This is a genomic window from Pseudomonas urethralis, assembly GCF_021602465.1.
GTDB classification, from domain to species: domain Bacteria; phylum Pseudomonadota; class Gammaproteobacteria; order Pseudomonadales; family Pseudomonadaceae; genus Aquipseudomonas; species Aquipseudomonas vlassakiae.
The window spans coordinates 1-14,232 of record NZ_BQIJ01000018.1; the positions used below are offsets into that span (position 1 = coordinate 1).

Below are 14,232 nucleotides of genomic sequence, written 5' to 3' on the forward strand. Positions count from 1 at the left end.
GCGGGTACTTCACCCTGCTCAACCTGTCCAGCCTCGAAACCATTCCGCCCACACCGGCGAAGCTCAGCTGGGACTGAGCAGGGAGTCATCCATGAACCTGATCGACTGCTACGTCACGAAGATCCTCAGCGCGCCGTACCGCAAGTTCGGCGCCTGGTGGGTCGATGCCGAATACGAGGCCTATGGCCGCATCAGCAAAACCCAGCTCATGTTCCGCACTGAGGAAGCCGCCAGGGCGGCGAAGGTCGGGCATCACTTTTTGGCCTAAGGAGGTCAGATGGAGCAAGAAATCATCCACGTTCCCGAGCTGGCCAAGATGCTCGGGCGCACAGAATCATCGATCCGCAGTGCGCGGCAGGACGGAGCCAGCTGGCTGCCACCATTTTTCAAGCAGGGAAAGCGCGTGTGTTGGCGGGTCGCGACGGTGCGCAAGTTCTTGGAAGAGTACGAACAGGGTCTGCATGTGCCAGCCAAGCGGGGCCGGAAGCGCAATGCACCGCCGACCCTCGCCAGCGTTCGCTAGCCCAGCTTGTCCGCCAGAGTGTTCGGGCACAAATGCGTGTACCGCTTGAGCTGGCTCATCGTTTTGTGCCCGGTAATGCTGGCCACCTCCATGATCGACAGCCCCTTCTCGAAAAGCCTGGAGGTTCCTTCGTGGCGCAGGTCATGGAAATGCAGGTCCTTCACCTTGGCAGCCTTGCAGGCCCGGTTGAAGTACAGGCTAACCGAGTGCGGGGCCAGGGAGAACAAATTGCCATCGAGCCGATACGGCAGACTGTCGAGTGCTGCCCTGGCTTTCGATGACAGTGGCACCGTTCTCCTGGTCCCGTTCTTGGTATCCTCAAGCACCACGTGCTTTTCCTTCACGTTCTCGCGGCGCAGCCCCAGCAGTTCGCTACGGCGCATGGCAGTTTCCACCGCAAGCTTGATGATCGCCGGCATCTCGGCGTGAATCGCCCCCGCCTTCTCGATTACGTCCGCAAGTTCGAAGCTGGCCGGTCGACGATCCCTCTCCTTTGCCCCCTTGGGCATGCGAAGTTTGAAAATCGGGTTGCTCAGCCCCTCGATACCCCAGTCCTTGATCGCCACCGTGTACAGGTGGCTGATGATCGCCAGGTCAAGCTTGACCGTGGACACGGACCTTCCCGCCTTGAGCTCATTATCTCGGTACAGCGCAAAGTCGCTGGACTTCAACACGGCCAAGCCCTTGTCGGCTAAAGCATGCTTCTTCCACTTATTGATGCGCGTCAGCTCTTGCTTGGCGCCCTTTTTCTCTACGCTGACCTCGCGGGCATAGCGGTCCAATGCTTCGGCCAGGGTCGTTCGCTCAGCCTCACGCATGTCGACGAAACGAGCCCGCGACATGTCGCCTTCAATCTCAGCCGCCCATCGCTGGGCCTCGGCCTTGGTGTCGAAGGTGGCGGAAAGTGCGGGATATCCTTTGCGGCGGATCTTTGCCCGCCATGCGCCGCCTGGGCGCTGTTCGAAAGTAGCCATGAACCGGATTTTGCCGGGGACATTTGGGACATGCAATTTCTTCCAGTGTCCCAGATTTGTCCCAAATGCAGGGTTCGTGACCAATCCGCAGGCATTAAAAAAGCCCCGCAACCTCAATGGCTGCGGGGCTTTCGAATGGTGGAGGCCGAGGTCGGAATCGAACCGGCGTAGACGGATTTGCAATCCGGAGCATAACCACTTTGCTACTCGGCCTCAAAGTTCGGATCTAGCAGCTTGCGCTTCGCTATCTCCTTGAAACACCGCACCTTTTCAAGGTTTGCTGCGTTTCGATGGGCGCCATTATGTCCGCATTCTTTTCACCTTGCAACCCCCTGAACGAAAAAAAATTTCAACGGGTTCAAGGTGTTAGCGCAAGCGCCCGAGTTTACTCCACAAACCTACCAAGGTGTTCTCAACCGTGCCGCTGGCGGCCATGCCGATTCGCTCCTGCAGGCTCTTGCGTTCGGCATAGTGCAGGTGGAACAGGCTGGCCGTGCGGGCGCGCTCACTGAGGTACTCGTCGCTGGTCTGCAGTGCATCGACCAGCTTGCGGTTCAATGCGGCAATGCCGAGCCAGACTTCACCGGTGGCGACCTCATCGATGTGCAACTGCGGGCGGTAGCGGGCCACGAAGTCCTTGAACAGCTGGTGGGTGATGTCCAGGTCTTCCTGGAACTTCTCCCGGCCTTTCTCGGTGTTCTCGCCAAACACGGTCAGGGTACGCTTGTACTCGCCGGCGGTCAGCACTTCGAAATCGATGTCGTGCTTCTTCAACAGGCGGTTGACGTTGGGCAACTGCGCCACCACACCGATCGAGCCCAGCACGGCGAAGGGCGCGCTGATGATCTTGTCGCCGATGCACGCCATCATGTAACCGCCGCTGGCCGCGACCTTGTCGATGCACACGGTGAGCGGGATGCCGGCCTGGCGGATGCGCGCCAGTTGCGAGGCCGCCAGGCCATAGCTGTGCACCAGGCCGCCGCCGCTTTCCAGGCGCAGCACCACTTCATCGCGAGGGGTGGCGAGGGTCAGCAGAGCGGTGATCTCGTTGCGCAGGCTCTCGGTGGCGGAGGCCTTGATGTCACCGTCGAAGTCGAGCACGAACACTCGGCCCTTTTCCTCAGCCTTGCCCTTCTTCTGCTGTTTTTCCGCCTTGGCCTGTTGCTTGCGCAGGGCCTTGAGCTGGCCTTTGTCGAGCAAGCCGCTTTCCAGGCGCTCGCGCAGCTCCTTATAGAATTCGTTGAGGCGGGTGACCTGCAACTGCCCACCGGCCTTGCGCCGCCCCTTGCCGCGCAATCCGGCGATGGCGGACAAGACCACCAGGATGGCAATCACCAGGGTGGCGGTTTTGGCGAGAAAGCTTGCGTATTCGGCAAGAAACTCCACGTTGACTCCTTATGAACCTGCGCCCGATCGGCGCGAAACTGCTGCAAGCATACCGTTGCGCCCGTGCCCTCGCCAGCCGAGGTAAACGCTGGCAACACAGTTCAAACAACCTTTTCAAACGCTTGTATGTTTTTTCGTTGACAGCCTGTCTGGCGCATCCTAACCTCGCAGCAACCTTCAACGCCGGATACCGCAGTGGGCAATCTCTACCTGATCCGACATGGCCAGGCTTCCTTCGGTGCAGACGACTACGACGTCCTCTCCCCTGTCGGTGTGCGCCAGAGCCAGGCCCTGGGCGAACACCTCGCCCAGCTCGGCCTGCACCTGGACCGCTGCGTGGCGGGTGACCTGCGCCGGCAGCAGGATACTGCCCGGCACGCACTGCAGGCGATGAACGCCAGCGGTTGCCCGGTACCGGCCATTGAGACCGACCCGGCGTTCAATGAGTTCGACGCCGATGGGGTGATTCGTGCCCTGCTGCCTGGCCTGTTGACTGAGGAGCCGCATGCCCGGGAGATCCTGCGCAATGGTGCCCGGAACCGCAGCGAGTTCCAGCGCCTGTTCGCGCTGATGGTGCAGCGCTGGCATGCGGGCGAGCATGCCGATGACGGCCTGGAGACCTGGCAGGCCTTCACCGCACGGGTCGAGGCCGGCCTGCAGCGTCTGCTGGGCACTGCGGGCAGTGGCGAAAACATCGCCGTGTTCACATCCGGGGGCACCATCGCCGCCCTGCTTCACCTGGTTACCCGAATCACGCCCAGCCAGGCCTTTGCGCTGAACTGGCAGATCATCAACACGTCGCTCAGCCAGCTGAAATTCCGCGGCCGCGACGTGGCACTGGCTTCCTTCAACAGCCAAGCCCATGTGCAGCTGTTGAGGGCCCCGGAGCTCATCACCTACCGTTGAGCCCGGCCCGTTGTGTCCTTACGGACGCGAATATCACTTAACAAGGAAAACACCATGAGCGATGTAGCTAAAGCCGTCGAAGCGATGAAAGCAAAATTCAACCCAGCGGCTGCTGAAGGCCTGGACCTGGTGTTCGGCTTCAATATCACCGACGAAAACAAGCAATACGCGCTAATCGTCAAAGATGGCACCTGCGACATCCAGGAAGGTGAAAACCCGGATGCCAACTGCACCCTGGTGCTGGACAGCGAAACCCTGAAAGGCATCGTCAGCGGTGAAACCGACGGCATGCAGGCCTTCATGGGCGGCAAGCTGCGCGTCGAAGGCGACATGATGCTGTCGATGAAGCTCAGCGAGCTGTTCCCTTCCTGAGTGCCGGGCACAACGCAGAATCAAAGAACCGAAGCCTGGCCGGCTTCGGTTTTTTTTTGCCTGGCATTCGGTGCAGTGATCGACCGGCAACACCCTCGCCTATATGGCCCCTGGCACGCTTGTCCCACTGCCGCCAGGCCATTAGATTAGCCAATAGTCCTTGCACCAGATAATAAGGAAATCGCATGACGCTCACCGACCAGTCCACCCAGGTACGCCCCGGCGAAGAACTCGACGCGGCCGTCATCGATCCTTATCTGAAGGGCCACATCGCCGGCCTCGAAGGCCTGCCGAGCATCAGCCAGTTCCCGGGGGGCGCGTCCAACCTCACCTACCTGGTCAGCTACCCGGGCCGTGAATTCGTGTTGCGCCGCCCGCCCTTCGGTCACAAGGCCAAGTCGGCACATGACATGGGCCGCGAGTTCCGCATCCTCAACCAGCTCAACAGCGGATTCCCGTATTGCCCCAAGGCCTACGTCCATTGCACCGACGAGTCGCTGATCGGGGGTGAGTTCTACGTGATGGAACGGGTCAAGGGCATGATCCTGCGCTCGGACATCCCCGCCGAGCTGGGCCTGGACGCCAGCCGCACCGAGGCCCTGTGCAAAAGTTTCATCGACCGCCTGGTCGAGTTGCATCAAGTGGACTACCACGCTTGTGGCCTGGCCGACCTGGGCAAGCCGGAAGGATACGTGCAGCGCCAGATCGAGGGCTGGACCAGCCGCTACGAGAAAGCCCTGACACCCGATGCGCCACGCTGGGAGAACGTGATCGCCTGGCTGCACGAGAAGATGCCCGCCGACCATCCGCGGCCAGGCATCGTGCACAACGACTACCGCTTCGACAACGTCATCCTCGACGCCGACAACCCCATGCGCATCATCGGGGTGCTGGACTGGGAGATGGCCACCCTCGGTGACCCCTTGATGGACCTGGGCAACAGCCTGGCCTACTGGATCGAGGCCAGCGACCCGGCGCCGGTGCAACTGATGCGCCGCCAGCCAAGCAATGCCCCAGGCATGCTCACGCGCCGCCAGTTCGTCGACTACTACGCCGAGCGCGCCGGCATCCACCTGGACAACTTCGATTACTACTATTGCTACGGCCTGTTCCGCCTGGCCGGCATCGTCCAGCAGATCTACTACCGCTACTACCACGGCCAGACCCAGGACAAACGCTTCGCCCAGTTCATTCACATGAACCGGCTGCTGGAGCAGATGAGCCTGCAGGTCATCGGCAAGTCCACGCTCTGATGCCAGACAACAAGGAAAACAGCATGTCCAAGACCCAACTGTTCGACCTCGACGGCAAGATTGCCTTCGTCTCCGGTGCCAGCCGTGGCATCGGCGAGGCCATTGCCCATCTGCTGGCACAGCAAGGCGCCCACGTGATCGTCTCCAGCCGCAAGCTGGAGGGTTGCCAGCAGGTCGCGCAGGCCATTATTGCAGCGGGTGGCAAGGCCACGCCGGTGGCCTGCCATATTGGTGAACTGGAGCAGATCCAGCAGGTGTTCGCCGGCATCCGTGAACAGTTCGGGCGCCTGGATATCCTGGTCAACAATGCAGCCACCAACCCACAATTCTGCAACGTGCTCGATACCGACCCGAGTGCCTTCCAGAAGACCGTCGACGTGAATATCCGCGGCTACTTCTTCATGTCGGTGGAAGCTGGCAAGCTGATGCGTGAAAACGGTGGTGGCAGCATCATCAACGTCGCCTCGATCAACGGCGTTTCGCCGGGCCTGTTCCAGGGCATCTATTCGGTGACCAAGGCGGCGGTGATCAACATGACCAAAGTGTTCGCCAAGGAGTGCGCGCAGTTCGGCATTCGCTGCAACGCCCTGCTGCCGGGCCTGACCGACACCAAGTTCGCTTCGGCCCTGGTGAAGAACGACGCCATCCTCAATGCCGCGCTGCAGCAGATCCCGCTCAAGCGCGTGGCCGACCCCAAGGAAATGGCCGGTGCCGTGCTGTACCTGGCCAGCGATGCTTCCAGCTACACCACCGGTACCGCGCTGAATGTCGACGGTGGGTTCTTGTCCTGACGCTCGGGATGTATTGGCTCGGATATCGAGCGCCGCACGGGCGGCGCTCGATATTTGCACCACCGCAAGACTCAAGTCTTACAAACAGGTCGCCGCCGCCGCCCGGCGCTGCAGGGCCACACCGTCATTCTTCTGCGCGTAGTAATCCACCCGCGTCCCGCCCGCCTGCGGGTACACATCCACGAACGACTCCGCCTCGCGGGTATACACCGTCAACCCGCCCTGCTTGCGCGGCTCAAGGTAGCCACTGGCGTCGTCGCCGAACACATCCTCTTTCTGCCAGCTGAACTGGATGCACTGCGCCACCAGCTCCGGCGCCTTGCGCGAGTCGAGCTGGGCTGTCGGCTTGCCAGCGCGTGCCGCATCCATGGTCGCGCTCGCGCAACCTACCAACACCAGCGCCGCAACCATCGGCAGAATTGCTCGCATGTTCCATCCTCGGGGCAAAAAAGAAAGCGACTCTAGCACCGCAAATGAATTGTCCCAAGCGGGCCGCTGTCGCATCTGGTACATACCCCCCTCAAGGAGATTGCCATGAAAGCCAACCACCTTCTGCCTGCATTACTGCTGGCCAGCCTGCCGATGATGACCCTGGCTGCCCCTTCGGCCGAGGAAAGCGTCAAGGCACCGGAAACCCACAACCGCGAACTCAAAGTCGGCGACAAGGCGCCCGACCAATACAAACGCGACGACGCGGCCCTGAGCGACTGGAAAGCCAAGGGCCTGCCCGCACCGGAAAAGGAAAGCCACTGGGTGCGCATGGGGGATCACTATGTGCTGGTTCAGACCACTAATGGCGTAGTGCTTGCCATCCACCCTGCCTCCTGAGCGCCATTCATCGCTCGCGCAGCAAAATCTTGCGGGTCAAGGAAACCAAATGGATCGATCCCAGTCTCAGTTAGTGTCCCGTAAACCTATGCGGATCAAGGACCTATATCGAGATGACCCGCTTTGCAAGCTTTTCACTGATCGCCGCTTTCCTGCTGTTGTCGGGCTGCTATCACGACCACTACCGTGATGACGGCGGCTGGCGCGATGACGACCGCGGCCACCGTCACCACCACCGGCACGATCGCGACGATGACGACGACCGCCAATGGCGCAGTGACCGTTACGATCGCTGAAGCGTCTTCCCTACCCTGACCCGCCGCCCAACCGTGCGGCACCTTAACCTGATGATTCCTCTGAGGTTCCAATCATGCGTCTGACTCTACCTTCCCTCGCCCTTGGCCTGCTGCTGTGCCAGGGCGCTTTCGCCGGTGACGGTACTGCCGCCATCGGTGGTGGCCTGGGTGGTGTCCTGGGCAACGTTGTCGGCCAGCAGATGGGCGGCCGCACTGGCGCAGCCATCGGCGCCGGTCTCGGCGGTGCCGCCGGTAGTGCAGTAGCGGCGAAGAAAGGCAACCGTACCGAAGCCGCCATTGGCGGTGGCCTGGGCTCGGCCGGCGGCTCGCTGCTGGGCGGCGCAGTAGGTGGCAGGACCGGCTCTACCATCGGTGCAGGTCTGGGCGGCGCGGCCGGTGGCGCCTTGGGCAACCACATGGGCGACAACGGTGGCAGCAGCAAGCACCGCCATCATCGTCACCACTGAGTGACGTCAAGCAAAAGGGCCGCATCGTGCGGCCCTTTTCATTTGCCCATGGCTGCAAACCCTGCAGCACATCAACACCACCTTCACCGCAAGCTGCCACACTGACTGCTACTGTCTTTCGTGACCCTTTGAGTGAAGGAACACCCTCGCCCCATGAACCAGGAATTGCTCTGGGTACTCGGCCTGCTGGCTGTCGTCGTCATCCTCTTCGTCATCAACCGCCCGCGCATGGACGTGGTCGCCCTGCTGGTGATCCTCGCCCTGCCACTGTCGGGCATCCTCACCGTGGAACAGGCCCTGGCCGGTTTCAGCGACCCCAACGTGGTGCTGATCGCCGCCCTGTTCGTGATCGGCGAAGGGCTGGTACGCACCGGCATCGCCTACCGCATCGGTGAATGGATGAGCGAAAAGGCCGGTAATAGCGAGGCACGGCTGCTGGTCTTGCTGATGGTCTCGGTGGCCGGACTGGGCTCGGTGATGAGTTCGACCGGCGTGGTGGCCATCTTCATCCCGGTTGTGCTCAGCATTGCCGCACGCCTGAAACTGTCGCCCAGCCGGTTGATGATGCCGCTGAGCTTCGCCGGCCTGATCAGCGGCATGCTCAGCCTGGTGGCCACGCCCCCCAACGTGGTGGTGCACAGCGAACTGGTACGCCATGGCGCGCCCGGCTTCAGCTTTTTCAGCTTCACCCCGTTCGGCCTGGTGGTGCTGGTGCTGGGCATCGGCTACATGCTGCTGACCCGCAACTGGCTCAATGGCGAAACGCGCAAGGACGGCCGCGTGGAAAGCCGCCGCACGCTGCTGGACCTGGTGCTCGACTACAAGCTCAACGGCCGCGAACGGCGCCTGCGCATCCGAGCCAAATCGCCACTGATCGGCCATACCCTGGGCGAGCTTAAACTGCGCACCAGGCATGGCGCCAACGTCATCGGCATCGAACGCCAGCACAAGTTCACCACCCGGGTGATCGCCGCCGACTCAGGCACCGTCCTGCAGCAAGGCGATGTGCTGCTGCTCGACCTGTTCGCCCACCGCGACGACCTGCGCAGCCTGTGCCAGACCATGCACCTGGAACCGCTGCATTTCAAGGCCGCCTATTTCATCGACCAGTCCCAGGACCTGGGCATGGCGGAGGTGTCGCTGCCGCCGGGCTCTCAGCTGATCGGCAAGAGCATACTGGAGCTGGCCTTCCGCACCCGCTATGACCTCAACGTGGTTGGCCTGCGCCGCGAGCAGGCGGCCATTGAAGAACAACTGGTGGAAGAGAAGCTGCGCCTTGGCGATACGCTGCTGGTGGTCGGCCCATGGAAAGCCGTGCGCCAACTGCAGAGCCAGCCAAAGGACTTTCTGGTGTTGAGCCTGCCGGCCGAAATCGATCAGGTGGCGCCCGCCCGCGCCCGAGCACCGCATGCCCTGGTCAGCCTGGCGGTGATGGTCGGGTTGATGGTCAGCGGCGCAGTACCCAATGTCATCGCCGCGCTGATCGGCTGCCTGCTGATGGGCGCCGGGCGCTGCATCGACATGAACAGCGCCTACCGGGCCATTCACTGGCAGAGCCTGGTGTTGATCGTCGGCATGCTGCCGTTCGCCCAGGCGCTGCAGAAAACCGGCGGCATCGACCTGGCCGTGGGTGGCCTGGTCAGCTTGCTGGGCGGTGCCGGGCCGCTGGCCATGCTGGCCTGCCTGTTCATGGTCACGGCCATTATCGGCCTGTTCATCTCCAACACCGCCACCGCCGTGCTGATGGCCCCGGTGGCGATCAGCACGGCCACGCAGCTGGGCCTGTCGCCCTACCCGTTCGCCATGACCGTCGCCCTGGCAGCATCGGCAGCGTTCATGACGCCGGTGTCTTCACCCGTCAACACCCTGGTGCTCGGCCCGGGCCAGTACCGCTTTGCCGACTTCGTCAAAATCGGAGTGCCTTTCACCGTACTGGTGATGCTGGTCACGGTGCTGATGGTGCCCTGGTTCTTCGGTCTCTAGGCAATATGGCGAGGATTGGAGGCTATTTGACATCAACTTGCACGAACACGGCAGATTGACATCAAGCACCCGGTGCCAACACACTGACACGCCAATGCCCCAGGTGCTTATAGCCGTTGTCCTGGATTTCGTTTCCGCTTGTCGGTCGAGCCTATGGTTTTTCCAGCACAATCGCGCTTGTTGCCCTACCTTGCCCTGTTCGCCCTGACCTTCGCCCTGACCCTCGGCGGGATCCTGGCCCGGCCGATCGAATCGTTATCGCTGTTCTGGCCGGTCAATGCGGTGCTGGCCGGGGTGCTCTTGCGTTACCCGCGCCAAGCCAGCTGGGTGGGCTTTGGCCTGGTGTGGCTGGCCATGGTCGCCGCCGACCTGGCATGTGGCAGTGCCTGGGCTCCCGCCCTGTGGTTCAACCTGTGCAACCTCGGCGTGGTGGTGACAGTGTGGTGGTTGCTTTCGCGCTTGCCCCGCCTGCACAAACGGATGCGTACCCCGCATGGCGTGCTCAGTGTGTTCGGAGCCTGCGCAGCGGGTGCCGTGGTGGCGGCCAGCATGGCCTGCGTAATGGCTACACCGTGGTTCGAAAGGTCGTTGCAGGCCACCTGGCTGGCCTGGTTCAGCGAACAGTTCTCGACCAGTGTGCTGGTGCTGCCGGTACTGCTCACCGCCCCATCGACCCGTGTACTGATGCGCAGCGGCGCCCAGGCCATCCGCCTGGCGCCCTTGTTGGTGCTGCTGGCCTCACTGGCCTTGAGCATCGCCTTCGGCGGCCCTGGCGCCATTGCCTTTCCGATTGCCGCGCTGCTGTGGTGTGCCTGGACGTACTCGCCTTTTCTGGTTTCGTTGCTGGCGCTTACCGCTGGCAGCACACTGATCGTGGCGGTGGCGCAGAACCTCATGCACTTCAGCGTGCCGCAGAGCGAACCCGGAGTTACCACGCTGATGTCGGCGCGCCTGGGGATCGCCATGCTGGTCCTCGGCCCACTGGTCGTCGCCTGCGTCAGCCAGGCCAATCGCAGCCTGCTGGCGCGCCTGGCGCACCAGGCCACCATCGACCACCTCACCGGCCTGCTCAGCCGCAGTGCCTTTACCCGGCGCGCCAATGCCCTGCTCGACAGCCGTCAGCAGCATGGGCTGCCGCTGACCTTGATGATGCTCGACATCGACCATTTCAAGTCGATCAACGATTGCCATGGTCATGCAGTCGGTGACCAGGTCCTGCGCCAGTTCGCCAGTACCCTGCAGGAGCAGTTGCACGACCAAGCGCTGCTGGCTCGCCTGGGCGGTGAAGAGTTCGTGGTGGTACTGCCGGGGCTGCCACCGGAACAGGCCACGTTCACCGCCGAGCGTCTGCGCCGCGCCGTGCAGGACCTGCATGCCGCCCAGGGCGATACGCGCCTGCAGATCACCGTCAGCATTGGCCTGGCTGGCTGCGCCGCGGACCAAAGCGCGCCGAGCCTGGACGACCTGCTGGCGCGCGCCGATCAGGCGCTGTACCGGGCCAAGGCGCATGGCCGCAACCGCGTCGAGCAGGCCGAGGTGCAGCGCCAGGTCATCTGAGTCAGCTCAGCAGGTCCCAGGACAGCTTGGCGATCAGTACGCACAGCAGGATCAGGAACAGCCCGCGCACAAAACCCGCGCCCTTGCGCACTGCCAGCCAGGTCCCGGTCAGAGCACCGAGGATATTGCACGCAGCCATCGGCAGGGCGATGGCGTAAAGCACATTGCCCGACGGCACGAAGAACACCAGCGCTGCCAGGTTGGTGGCGATGTTGACCACTTTCGCCGATGCCGAGGCATGCAGGAAGTCAAGAGCAAAGAAGCGGATGAACAGGAAGATCAGGAAGCTGCCGGTGCCCGGGCCGAACAAGCCGTCATAGAAACCGATCGCACCGCCGATCAGCACCGCCAGGCACTGCTCCCGGCGGCCGATCCTGGCCGGCTTGTGCAAGGTGCCAAAGTCCTTCTTGCAAAAGGTGTAGATCGCCATCAGCACGATCAGCACCAGCACCGCCGGGCGCATCACGCTCGGCGGTACCCGCGACACCGTGGCCGCTCCGGCAAACGCCATCACAAAGGCACTGAGCGCCGCCGGCACGATCAATCCCCAGTCGAGGGCCACCTTGCGAATGAATGAACGAGCCGCAAAGGCCGTGCCGCACACAGAGGCCAGCTTGTTGCTGCCCAGCAGCGCCGCCGGCTGTGCCGTGGGCAGCACGTTGAACAGCGCCGGGATCTGAATCAGCCCACCGCCACCGACGGCGGCATCGATCAGGCCGGCAGCGAAAGCGAACAGAGAAAGTACGGCGATATCCATCATGGTGCGGCCCCTGGCAGTGAAAACAGACCGCAAGGCTAATCAATCCAGCGCGCTTGTGTTGAAATGCCGCATTGCGAAAACTGCAATCAGGAGCCCTCCATGGCATTGAACATGCTGCGCGAAATCCAGGCGTTCGTCAGTGTTGCGCACAAGCGCAGCTTCGTCGCCGCCGCCCGTGCGCTGGGCCGTTCGCCCAGCGCGGTAACCCGCGCGGTGCAAACCCTGGAAGACAGCAGCGGGTGCAAGCTGCTCAACCGCAACGCCAACGCGGTTACACTCACCGAAGCCGGTGAACGCCTGCTGCCCCATGCCGAGCGCTTGCTGGATGTGCAACGCGACGCGGCCGATGAACTGGCTGCGCTCACGGGTACTGCGCAAGGCTGGGTGCGCTTTGCCGCGCCGCAACTGCTCGGCGAGCACGTATTGCCTGGTGTGCTGGCCAGTTTCAGCCAGCGCCATCCGCAAGTGACCCTCGACGTGCAATACGGCGATGCCGCCTTCGACCCGTTGCACGGCAAGTTCGATTTCGTGGTCCGCGGCGCCTTTGCGCAGTCGAGCGAACTGATTGGGTACCCACTGTGGCGCTATCACCGCCACTTGTATGCCAGCCCGGCCTACGTCGCCCGCGCCGGCATGCCGGAACGGCCCGAGCAGCTGGACAAGCATGCCCTGATCCTGCACACCGCGCCGCGCATCCTCAAAGCGTGGCATTTCTGCCGTGACGGCCAGATCACCAGCCTGCGCCCTCATCCGCGCTTGCGCCTGGGCTCTGGCGACGCGGTGTACCACAGCACCTTGGCCGGCGCCGGCATCGCACGCCTGGCAGACTGGGTGGCAGAAGCACAGGTGAAGGCGGGACGCCTGGTGCGGGTATGCGCGGACTACCGGCTGACCTCAAGCACCGGCCAGGACCCGCAGATGCACGCGGTGTACCCCTCTGGCGAGCTGCCTGCCCGCGTGCGTGAGTTGCTGCTGGCCTTGCGCCAGGCCGGCTCAGCCGCCTCTGAACGCGCCAGGTAGCGGCTGCTCAATTTCTGCTCAATTTAACAGAGCCCGCAAATTGCCTGGCTTGCAGAACTTTATCCACAGACCTACCCACGTTTTTTGTGGACAGATTTCCCCGGACAATTAAGGACTTATCGCACAGTGATCGCCGAGACAACGTAAAGCGGTACAGCCGGACGAGGCGGCCAGGATCTTGCAGCGGTCTGGCCCGTCCAACGAGGCAGACGGGCCGGAAGGGGTGAGAAGAATCAGCTTGGCGGAATGGTGCCCAGCAAGCCGATCAGAACGGTCAACAGCAGAAAGCCACCCAGAAACAGCGCGAGCTTGCCCATCGGAACCTCTTCAGTGTGATAGCAGGGACGAACAGCATTGTGCGCCTCAGGCTGATACGGTTACAGATTCAGGTTCGAGGAAAAAAAGCGGATCAGATGACCCGCTCGCCTCTCGGCTTGTCGCCTGTGCTACGGTCAGATGCTCGCAGACAAGGAGCTTCGCATGACTGCCATCGCCGCCAATGCCGCATTGTTGCTGATCGACCTGCAGGTCGGTATCCATCACCCACGCCTGGGCCGGCGCAACAACCCCGAGGCCGAATTGCGCATGGGCGAACTGCTCGCGGCATGGCGCCTGGGCGGGCGGCCCATCGTGCATGTACGGCATGTGTCCCGCTCACCCGACTCGGTATTCTGGCCGGGCCAGGCGGGCTGTGAGTTCCAGCCGGCGTTTACGCCGCTGGCCAGCGAAACGGTGTTCGACAAGCATGTACCGGACGCCTTCGCCAACTCGGGCCTGGAGCGCTGGCTGCACGTTCGCGGCATCGGCGAACTGGTGATTGCCGGCGTGATCACCAACAACTCGGTGGAATCCACGGCGCGCTCGGCAGGCAATCTCGGTTTCGATGTCGTGGTCGTGGCAGACGCCTGCTTCACCTTCGACCAGCAAGACTGGCAAGGCCGGCTCTGGCCTGCCGAGGATGTGCATGCACTGTCGTTGAGCAACCTGGCACTGGATTACGCCCGGATCCTGGAGAGCCACGCGGTATGCACCAGCCTCTTGGGGGCGGCGTAGCCAGAAAACGCACACAACGGACAGAACGCGCAGCCATTGACGCTGCGCGGCTACTTGTAACAT

Annotated in this window: 17 protein-coding genes and 1 tRNA gene; 13 read left to right on the forward strand and 5 right to left on the reverse strand. The window is 62.6% G+C overall.

Going from position 1 to position 14,232, the window contains the following annotated elements:
- Positions 1–91: 91 nt before the first annotated feature.
- Together L6D64_RS23005 and L6D64_RS23010 are read left to right on the forward strand one after the other, a co-directional pair.
- The gene (locus tag L6D64_RS23005) at positions 92–268 is read left to right on the forward strand and encodes a hypothetical protein (RefSeq protein WP_236192587.1); all 177 of its coding nucleotides are present in this window, start codon (positions 92–94) and stop codon (positions 266–268) included.
- A 9-nt stretch (positions 269–277) separates the two neighbouring features.
- Complete coding sequence (locus L6D64_RS23010; protein ID WP_099815245.1) at positions 278–523, forward strand: helix-turn-helix transcriptional regulator; 246 nt, start codon at positions 278–280, stop codon at positions 521–523.
- Here L6D64_RS23010 and L6D64_RS23015 read toward each other — a convergent pair.
- From L6D64_RS23015 to sohB, 3 genes are all read right to left on the reverse strand, one after another.
- Complete coding sequence (locus tag L6D64_RS23015) at positions 520–1,497, reverse strand: site-specific integrase (RefSeq protein WP_099815251.1); 978 nt, start codon at positions 1,495–1,497, stop codon at positions 520–522. The genes L6D64_RS23010 and L6D64_RS23015 overlap by 4 nt on opposite strands.
- 139 nt (positions 1,498–1,636) lie before the next feature.
- A tRNA-Cys gene (locus L6D64_RS23020) sits at positions 1,637–1,710 on the reverse strand.
- A 153-nt stretch (positions 1,711–1,863) separates the two neighbouring features.
- Positions 1,864–2,883, reverse strand: a complete 1,020-nt coding sequence (gene sohB / locus L6D64_RS23025; protein ID WP_176508574.1) for a protease SohB — start codon at positions 2,881–2,883, stop codon at positions 1,864–1,866.
- 195 nt (positions 2,884–3,078) lie between these two features.
- Here sohB and L6D64_RS23030 point away from each other — a divergent pair, with 195 nt between their 5' ends.
- From L6D64_RS23030 to L6D64_RS23045, 4 genes are all read left to right on the forward strand, one after another.
- Positions 3,079–3,789: a histidine phosphatase family protein gene (locus L6D64_RS23030; protein ID WP_176508575.1), complete on the forward strand. Its 711-nt coding sequence runs from the start codon at positions 3,079–3,081 to the stop codon at positions 3,787–3,789.
- A gap of 54 nt (positions 3,790–3,843) precedes the next feature.
- Positions 3,844–4,161, forward strand: coding sequence for an SCP2 sterol-binding domain-containing protein (locus tag L6D64_RS23035; protein ID WP_054884931.1), 318 nt, complete (start codon positions 3,844–3,846; stop codon positions 4,159–4,161).
- 185 nt (positions 4,162–4,346) lie between these two features.
- Positions 4,347–5,414, forward strand: coding sequence for a phosphotransferase family protein (locus tag L6D64_RS23040; RefSeq protein WP_176508576.1), 1,068 nt, complete (start codon positions 4,347–4,349; stop codon positions 5,412–5,414).
- Positions 5,415–5,437: 23 nt separating this feature from the next.
- On the forward strand, positions 5,438–6,205 hold the full coding sequence (locus L6D64_RS23045; protein WP_099815250.1) for an SDR family oxidoreductase: 768 nt from the start codon (positions 5,438–5,440) through the stop codon (positions 6,203–6,205).
- Between the two features lie 78 nt (positions 6,206–6,283).
- On the opposite strand, the gene L6D64_RS23050 is transcribed toward L6D64_RS23045, so the two are convergent.
- Complete coding sequence (locus L6D64_RS23050) at positions 6,284–6,634, reverse strand: hypothetical protein (protein ID WP_176508577.1); 351 nt, start codon at positions 6,632–6,634, stop codon at positions 6,284–6,286.
- Between the two features lie 105 nt (positions 6,635–6,739).
- On the opposite strand from L6D64_RS23050, the gene L6D64_RS23055 reads away from it, so the two are divergent.
- The 5 genes from L6D64_RS23055 to L6D64_RS23075 all read left to right on the forward strand — a co-directional run bounded on the left by L6D64_RS23055 (position 6,740) and on the right by L6D64_RS23075 (position 11,336).
- Entirely contained in the window at positions 6,740–7,033 is a 294-nt protein-coding gene (locus tag L6D64_RS23055) for an RcnB family protein (RefSeq protein ID WP_152957096.1), read from the forward strand.
- Positions 7,034–7,146: 113 nt separating this feature from the next.
- Complete coding sequence (locus L6D64_RS23060) at positions 7,147–7,329, forward strand: hypothetical protein (protein WP_176508578.1); 183 nt, start codon at positions 7,147–7,149, stop codon at positions 7,327–7,329.
- A 74-nt stretch (positions 7,330–7,403) separates the two neighbouring features.
- Positions 7,404–7,796: a glycine zipper domain-containing protein gene (locus L6D64_RS23065; protein ID WP_176508579.1), complete on the forward strand. Its 393-nt coding sequence runs from the start codon at positions 7,404–7,406 to the stop codon at positions 7,794–7,796.
- A gap of 153 nt (positions 7,797–7,949) precedes the next feature.
- On the forward strand, positions 7,950–9,779 hold the full coding sequence (locus L6D64_RS23070) for an SLC13 family permease (protein ID WP_176508580.1): 1,830 nt from the start codon (positions 7,950–7,952) through the stop codon (positions 9,777–9,779).
- Positions 9,780–9,917: 138 nt separating this feature from the next.
- A complete protein-coding gene (locus L6D64_RS23075; protein ID WP_176508581.1) occupies positions 9,918–11,336 on the forward strand; it encodes a GGDEF domain-containing protein in 1,419 nt (472 codons plus the stop codon).
- 1 nt (position 11,337) lies between these two features.
- Here L6D64_RS23075 and L6D64_RS23080 read toward each other — a convergent pair whose 3' ends face one another.
- Positions 11,338–12,096 carry a sulfite exporter TauE/SafE family protein gene (locus L6D64_RS23080; protein ID WP_176508582.1) on the reverse strand — a complete coding sequence of 253 codons (759 nt, stop codon included), beginning with the start codon at positions 12,094–12,096 and terminating at the stop codon, positions 11,338–11,340.
- Positions 12,097–12,195: 99 nt separating this feature from the next.
- Between L6D64_RS23080 and L6D64_RS23085 the strand changes: the two genes are divergently transcribed.
- Positions 12,196–13,116 carry a LysR family transcriptional regulator gene (locus tag L6D64_RS23085; RefSeq protein ID WP_176508583.1) on the forward strand — a complete coding sequence of 307 codons (921 nt, stop codon included), beginning with the start codon at positions 12,196–12,198 and terminating at the stop codon, positions 13,114–13,116.
- Between the two features lie 480 nt (positions 13,117–13,596).
- Positions 13,597–14,169 (forward strand): cysteine hydrolase family protein, encoded by a 573-nt coding sequence (locus tag L6D64_RS23090; protein WP_176508584.1) that lies wholly within the window; start codon positions 13,597–13,599, stop codon positions 14,167–14,169.
- Positions 14,170–14,232 lie beyond the last annotated feature (63 nt).

What these genes read in the sequence shown, in the direction of transcription:
- L6D64_RS23005 (WP_236192587.1), top strand. Translation starts at nt 92, where the DNA reads ATGAACCTGATCGACTGCTACGTCACGAAGATCCTCAGCGCGCCGTAC.
- L6D64_RS23010 (WP_099815245.1), top strand. Translation starts at nt 278, where the DNA reads ATGGAGCAAGAAATCATCCACGTTCCCGAGCTGGCCAAGATGCTCGGG.
- L6D64_RS23015 (WP_099815251.1), bottom strand. Translation starts at nt 1,497, where the DNA reads ATGGCTACTTTCGAACAGCGCCCAGGCGGCGCATGGCGGGCAAAGATC.
- L6D64_RS23035 (WP_054884931.1), top strand. Translation starts at nt 3,844, where the DNA reads ATGAGCGATGTAGCTAAAGCCGTCGAAGCGATGAAAGCAAAATTCAAC.
- L6D64_RS23040 (WP_176508576.1), top strand. Translation starts at nt 4,347, where the DNA reads ATGACGCTCACCGACCAGTCCACCCAGGTACGCCCCGGCGAAGAACTC.
- L6D64_RS23045 (WP_099815250.1), top strand. Translation starts at nt 5,438, where the DNA reads ATGTCCAAGACCCAACTGTTCGACCTCGACGGCAAGATTGCCTTCGTC.
- L6D64_RS23050 (WP_176508577.1), bottom strand. Translation starts at nt 6,634, where the DNA reads ATGCGAGCAATTCTGCCGATGGTTGCGGCGCTGGTGTTGGTAGGTTGC.
- L6D64_RS23055 (WP_152957096.1), top strand. Translation starts at nt 6,740, where the DNA reads ATGAAAGCCAACCACCTTCTGCCTGCATTACTGCTGGCCAGCCTGCCG.
- L6D64_RS23060 (WP_176508578.1), top strand. Translation starts at nt 7,147, where the DNA reads ATGACCCGCTTTGCAAGCTTTTCACTGATCGCCGCTTTCCTGCTGTTG.
- L6D64_RS23065 (WP_176508579.1), top strand. Translation starts at nt 7,404, where the DNA reads ATGCGTCTGACTCTACCTTCCCTCGCCCTTGGCCTGCTGCTGTGCCAG.
- L6D64_RS23070 (WP_176508580.1), top strand. Translation starts at nt 7,950, where the DNA reads ATGAACCAGGAATTGCTCTGGGTACTCGGCCTGCTGGCTGTCGTCGTC.
- L6D64_RS23080 (WP_176508582.1), bottom strand. Translation starts at nt 12,096, where the DNA reads ATGATGGATATCGCCGTACTTTCTCTGTTCGCTTTCGCTGCCGGCCTG.
- L6D64_RS23085 (WP_176508583.1), top strand. Translation starts at nt 12,196, where the DNA reads ATGGCATTGAACATGCTGCGCGAAATCCAGGCGTTCGTCAGTGTTGCG.
- L6D64_RS23090 (WP_176508584.1), top strand. Translation starts at nt 13,597, where the DNA reads ATGACTGCCATCGCCGCCAATGCCGCATTGTTGCTGATCGACCTGCAG.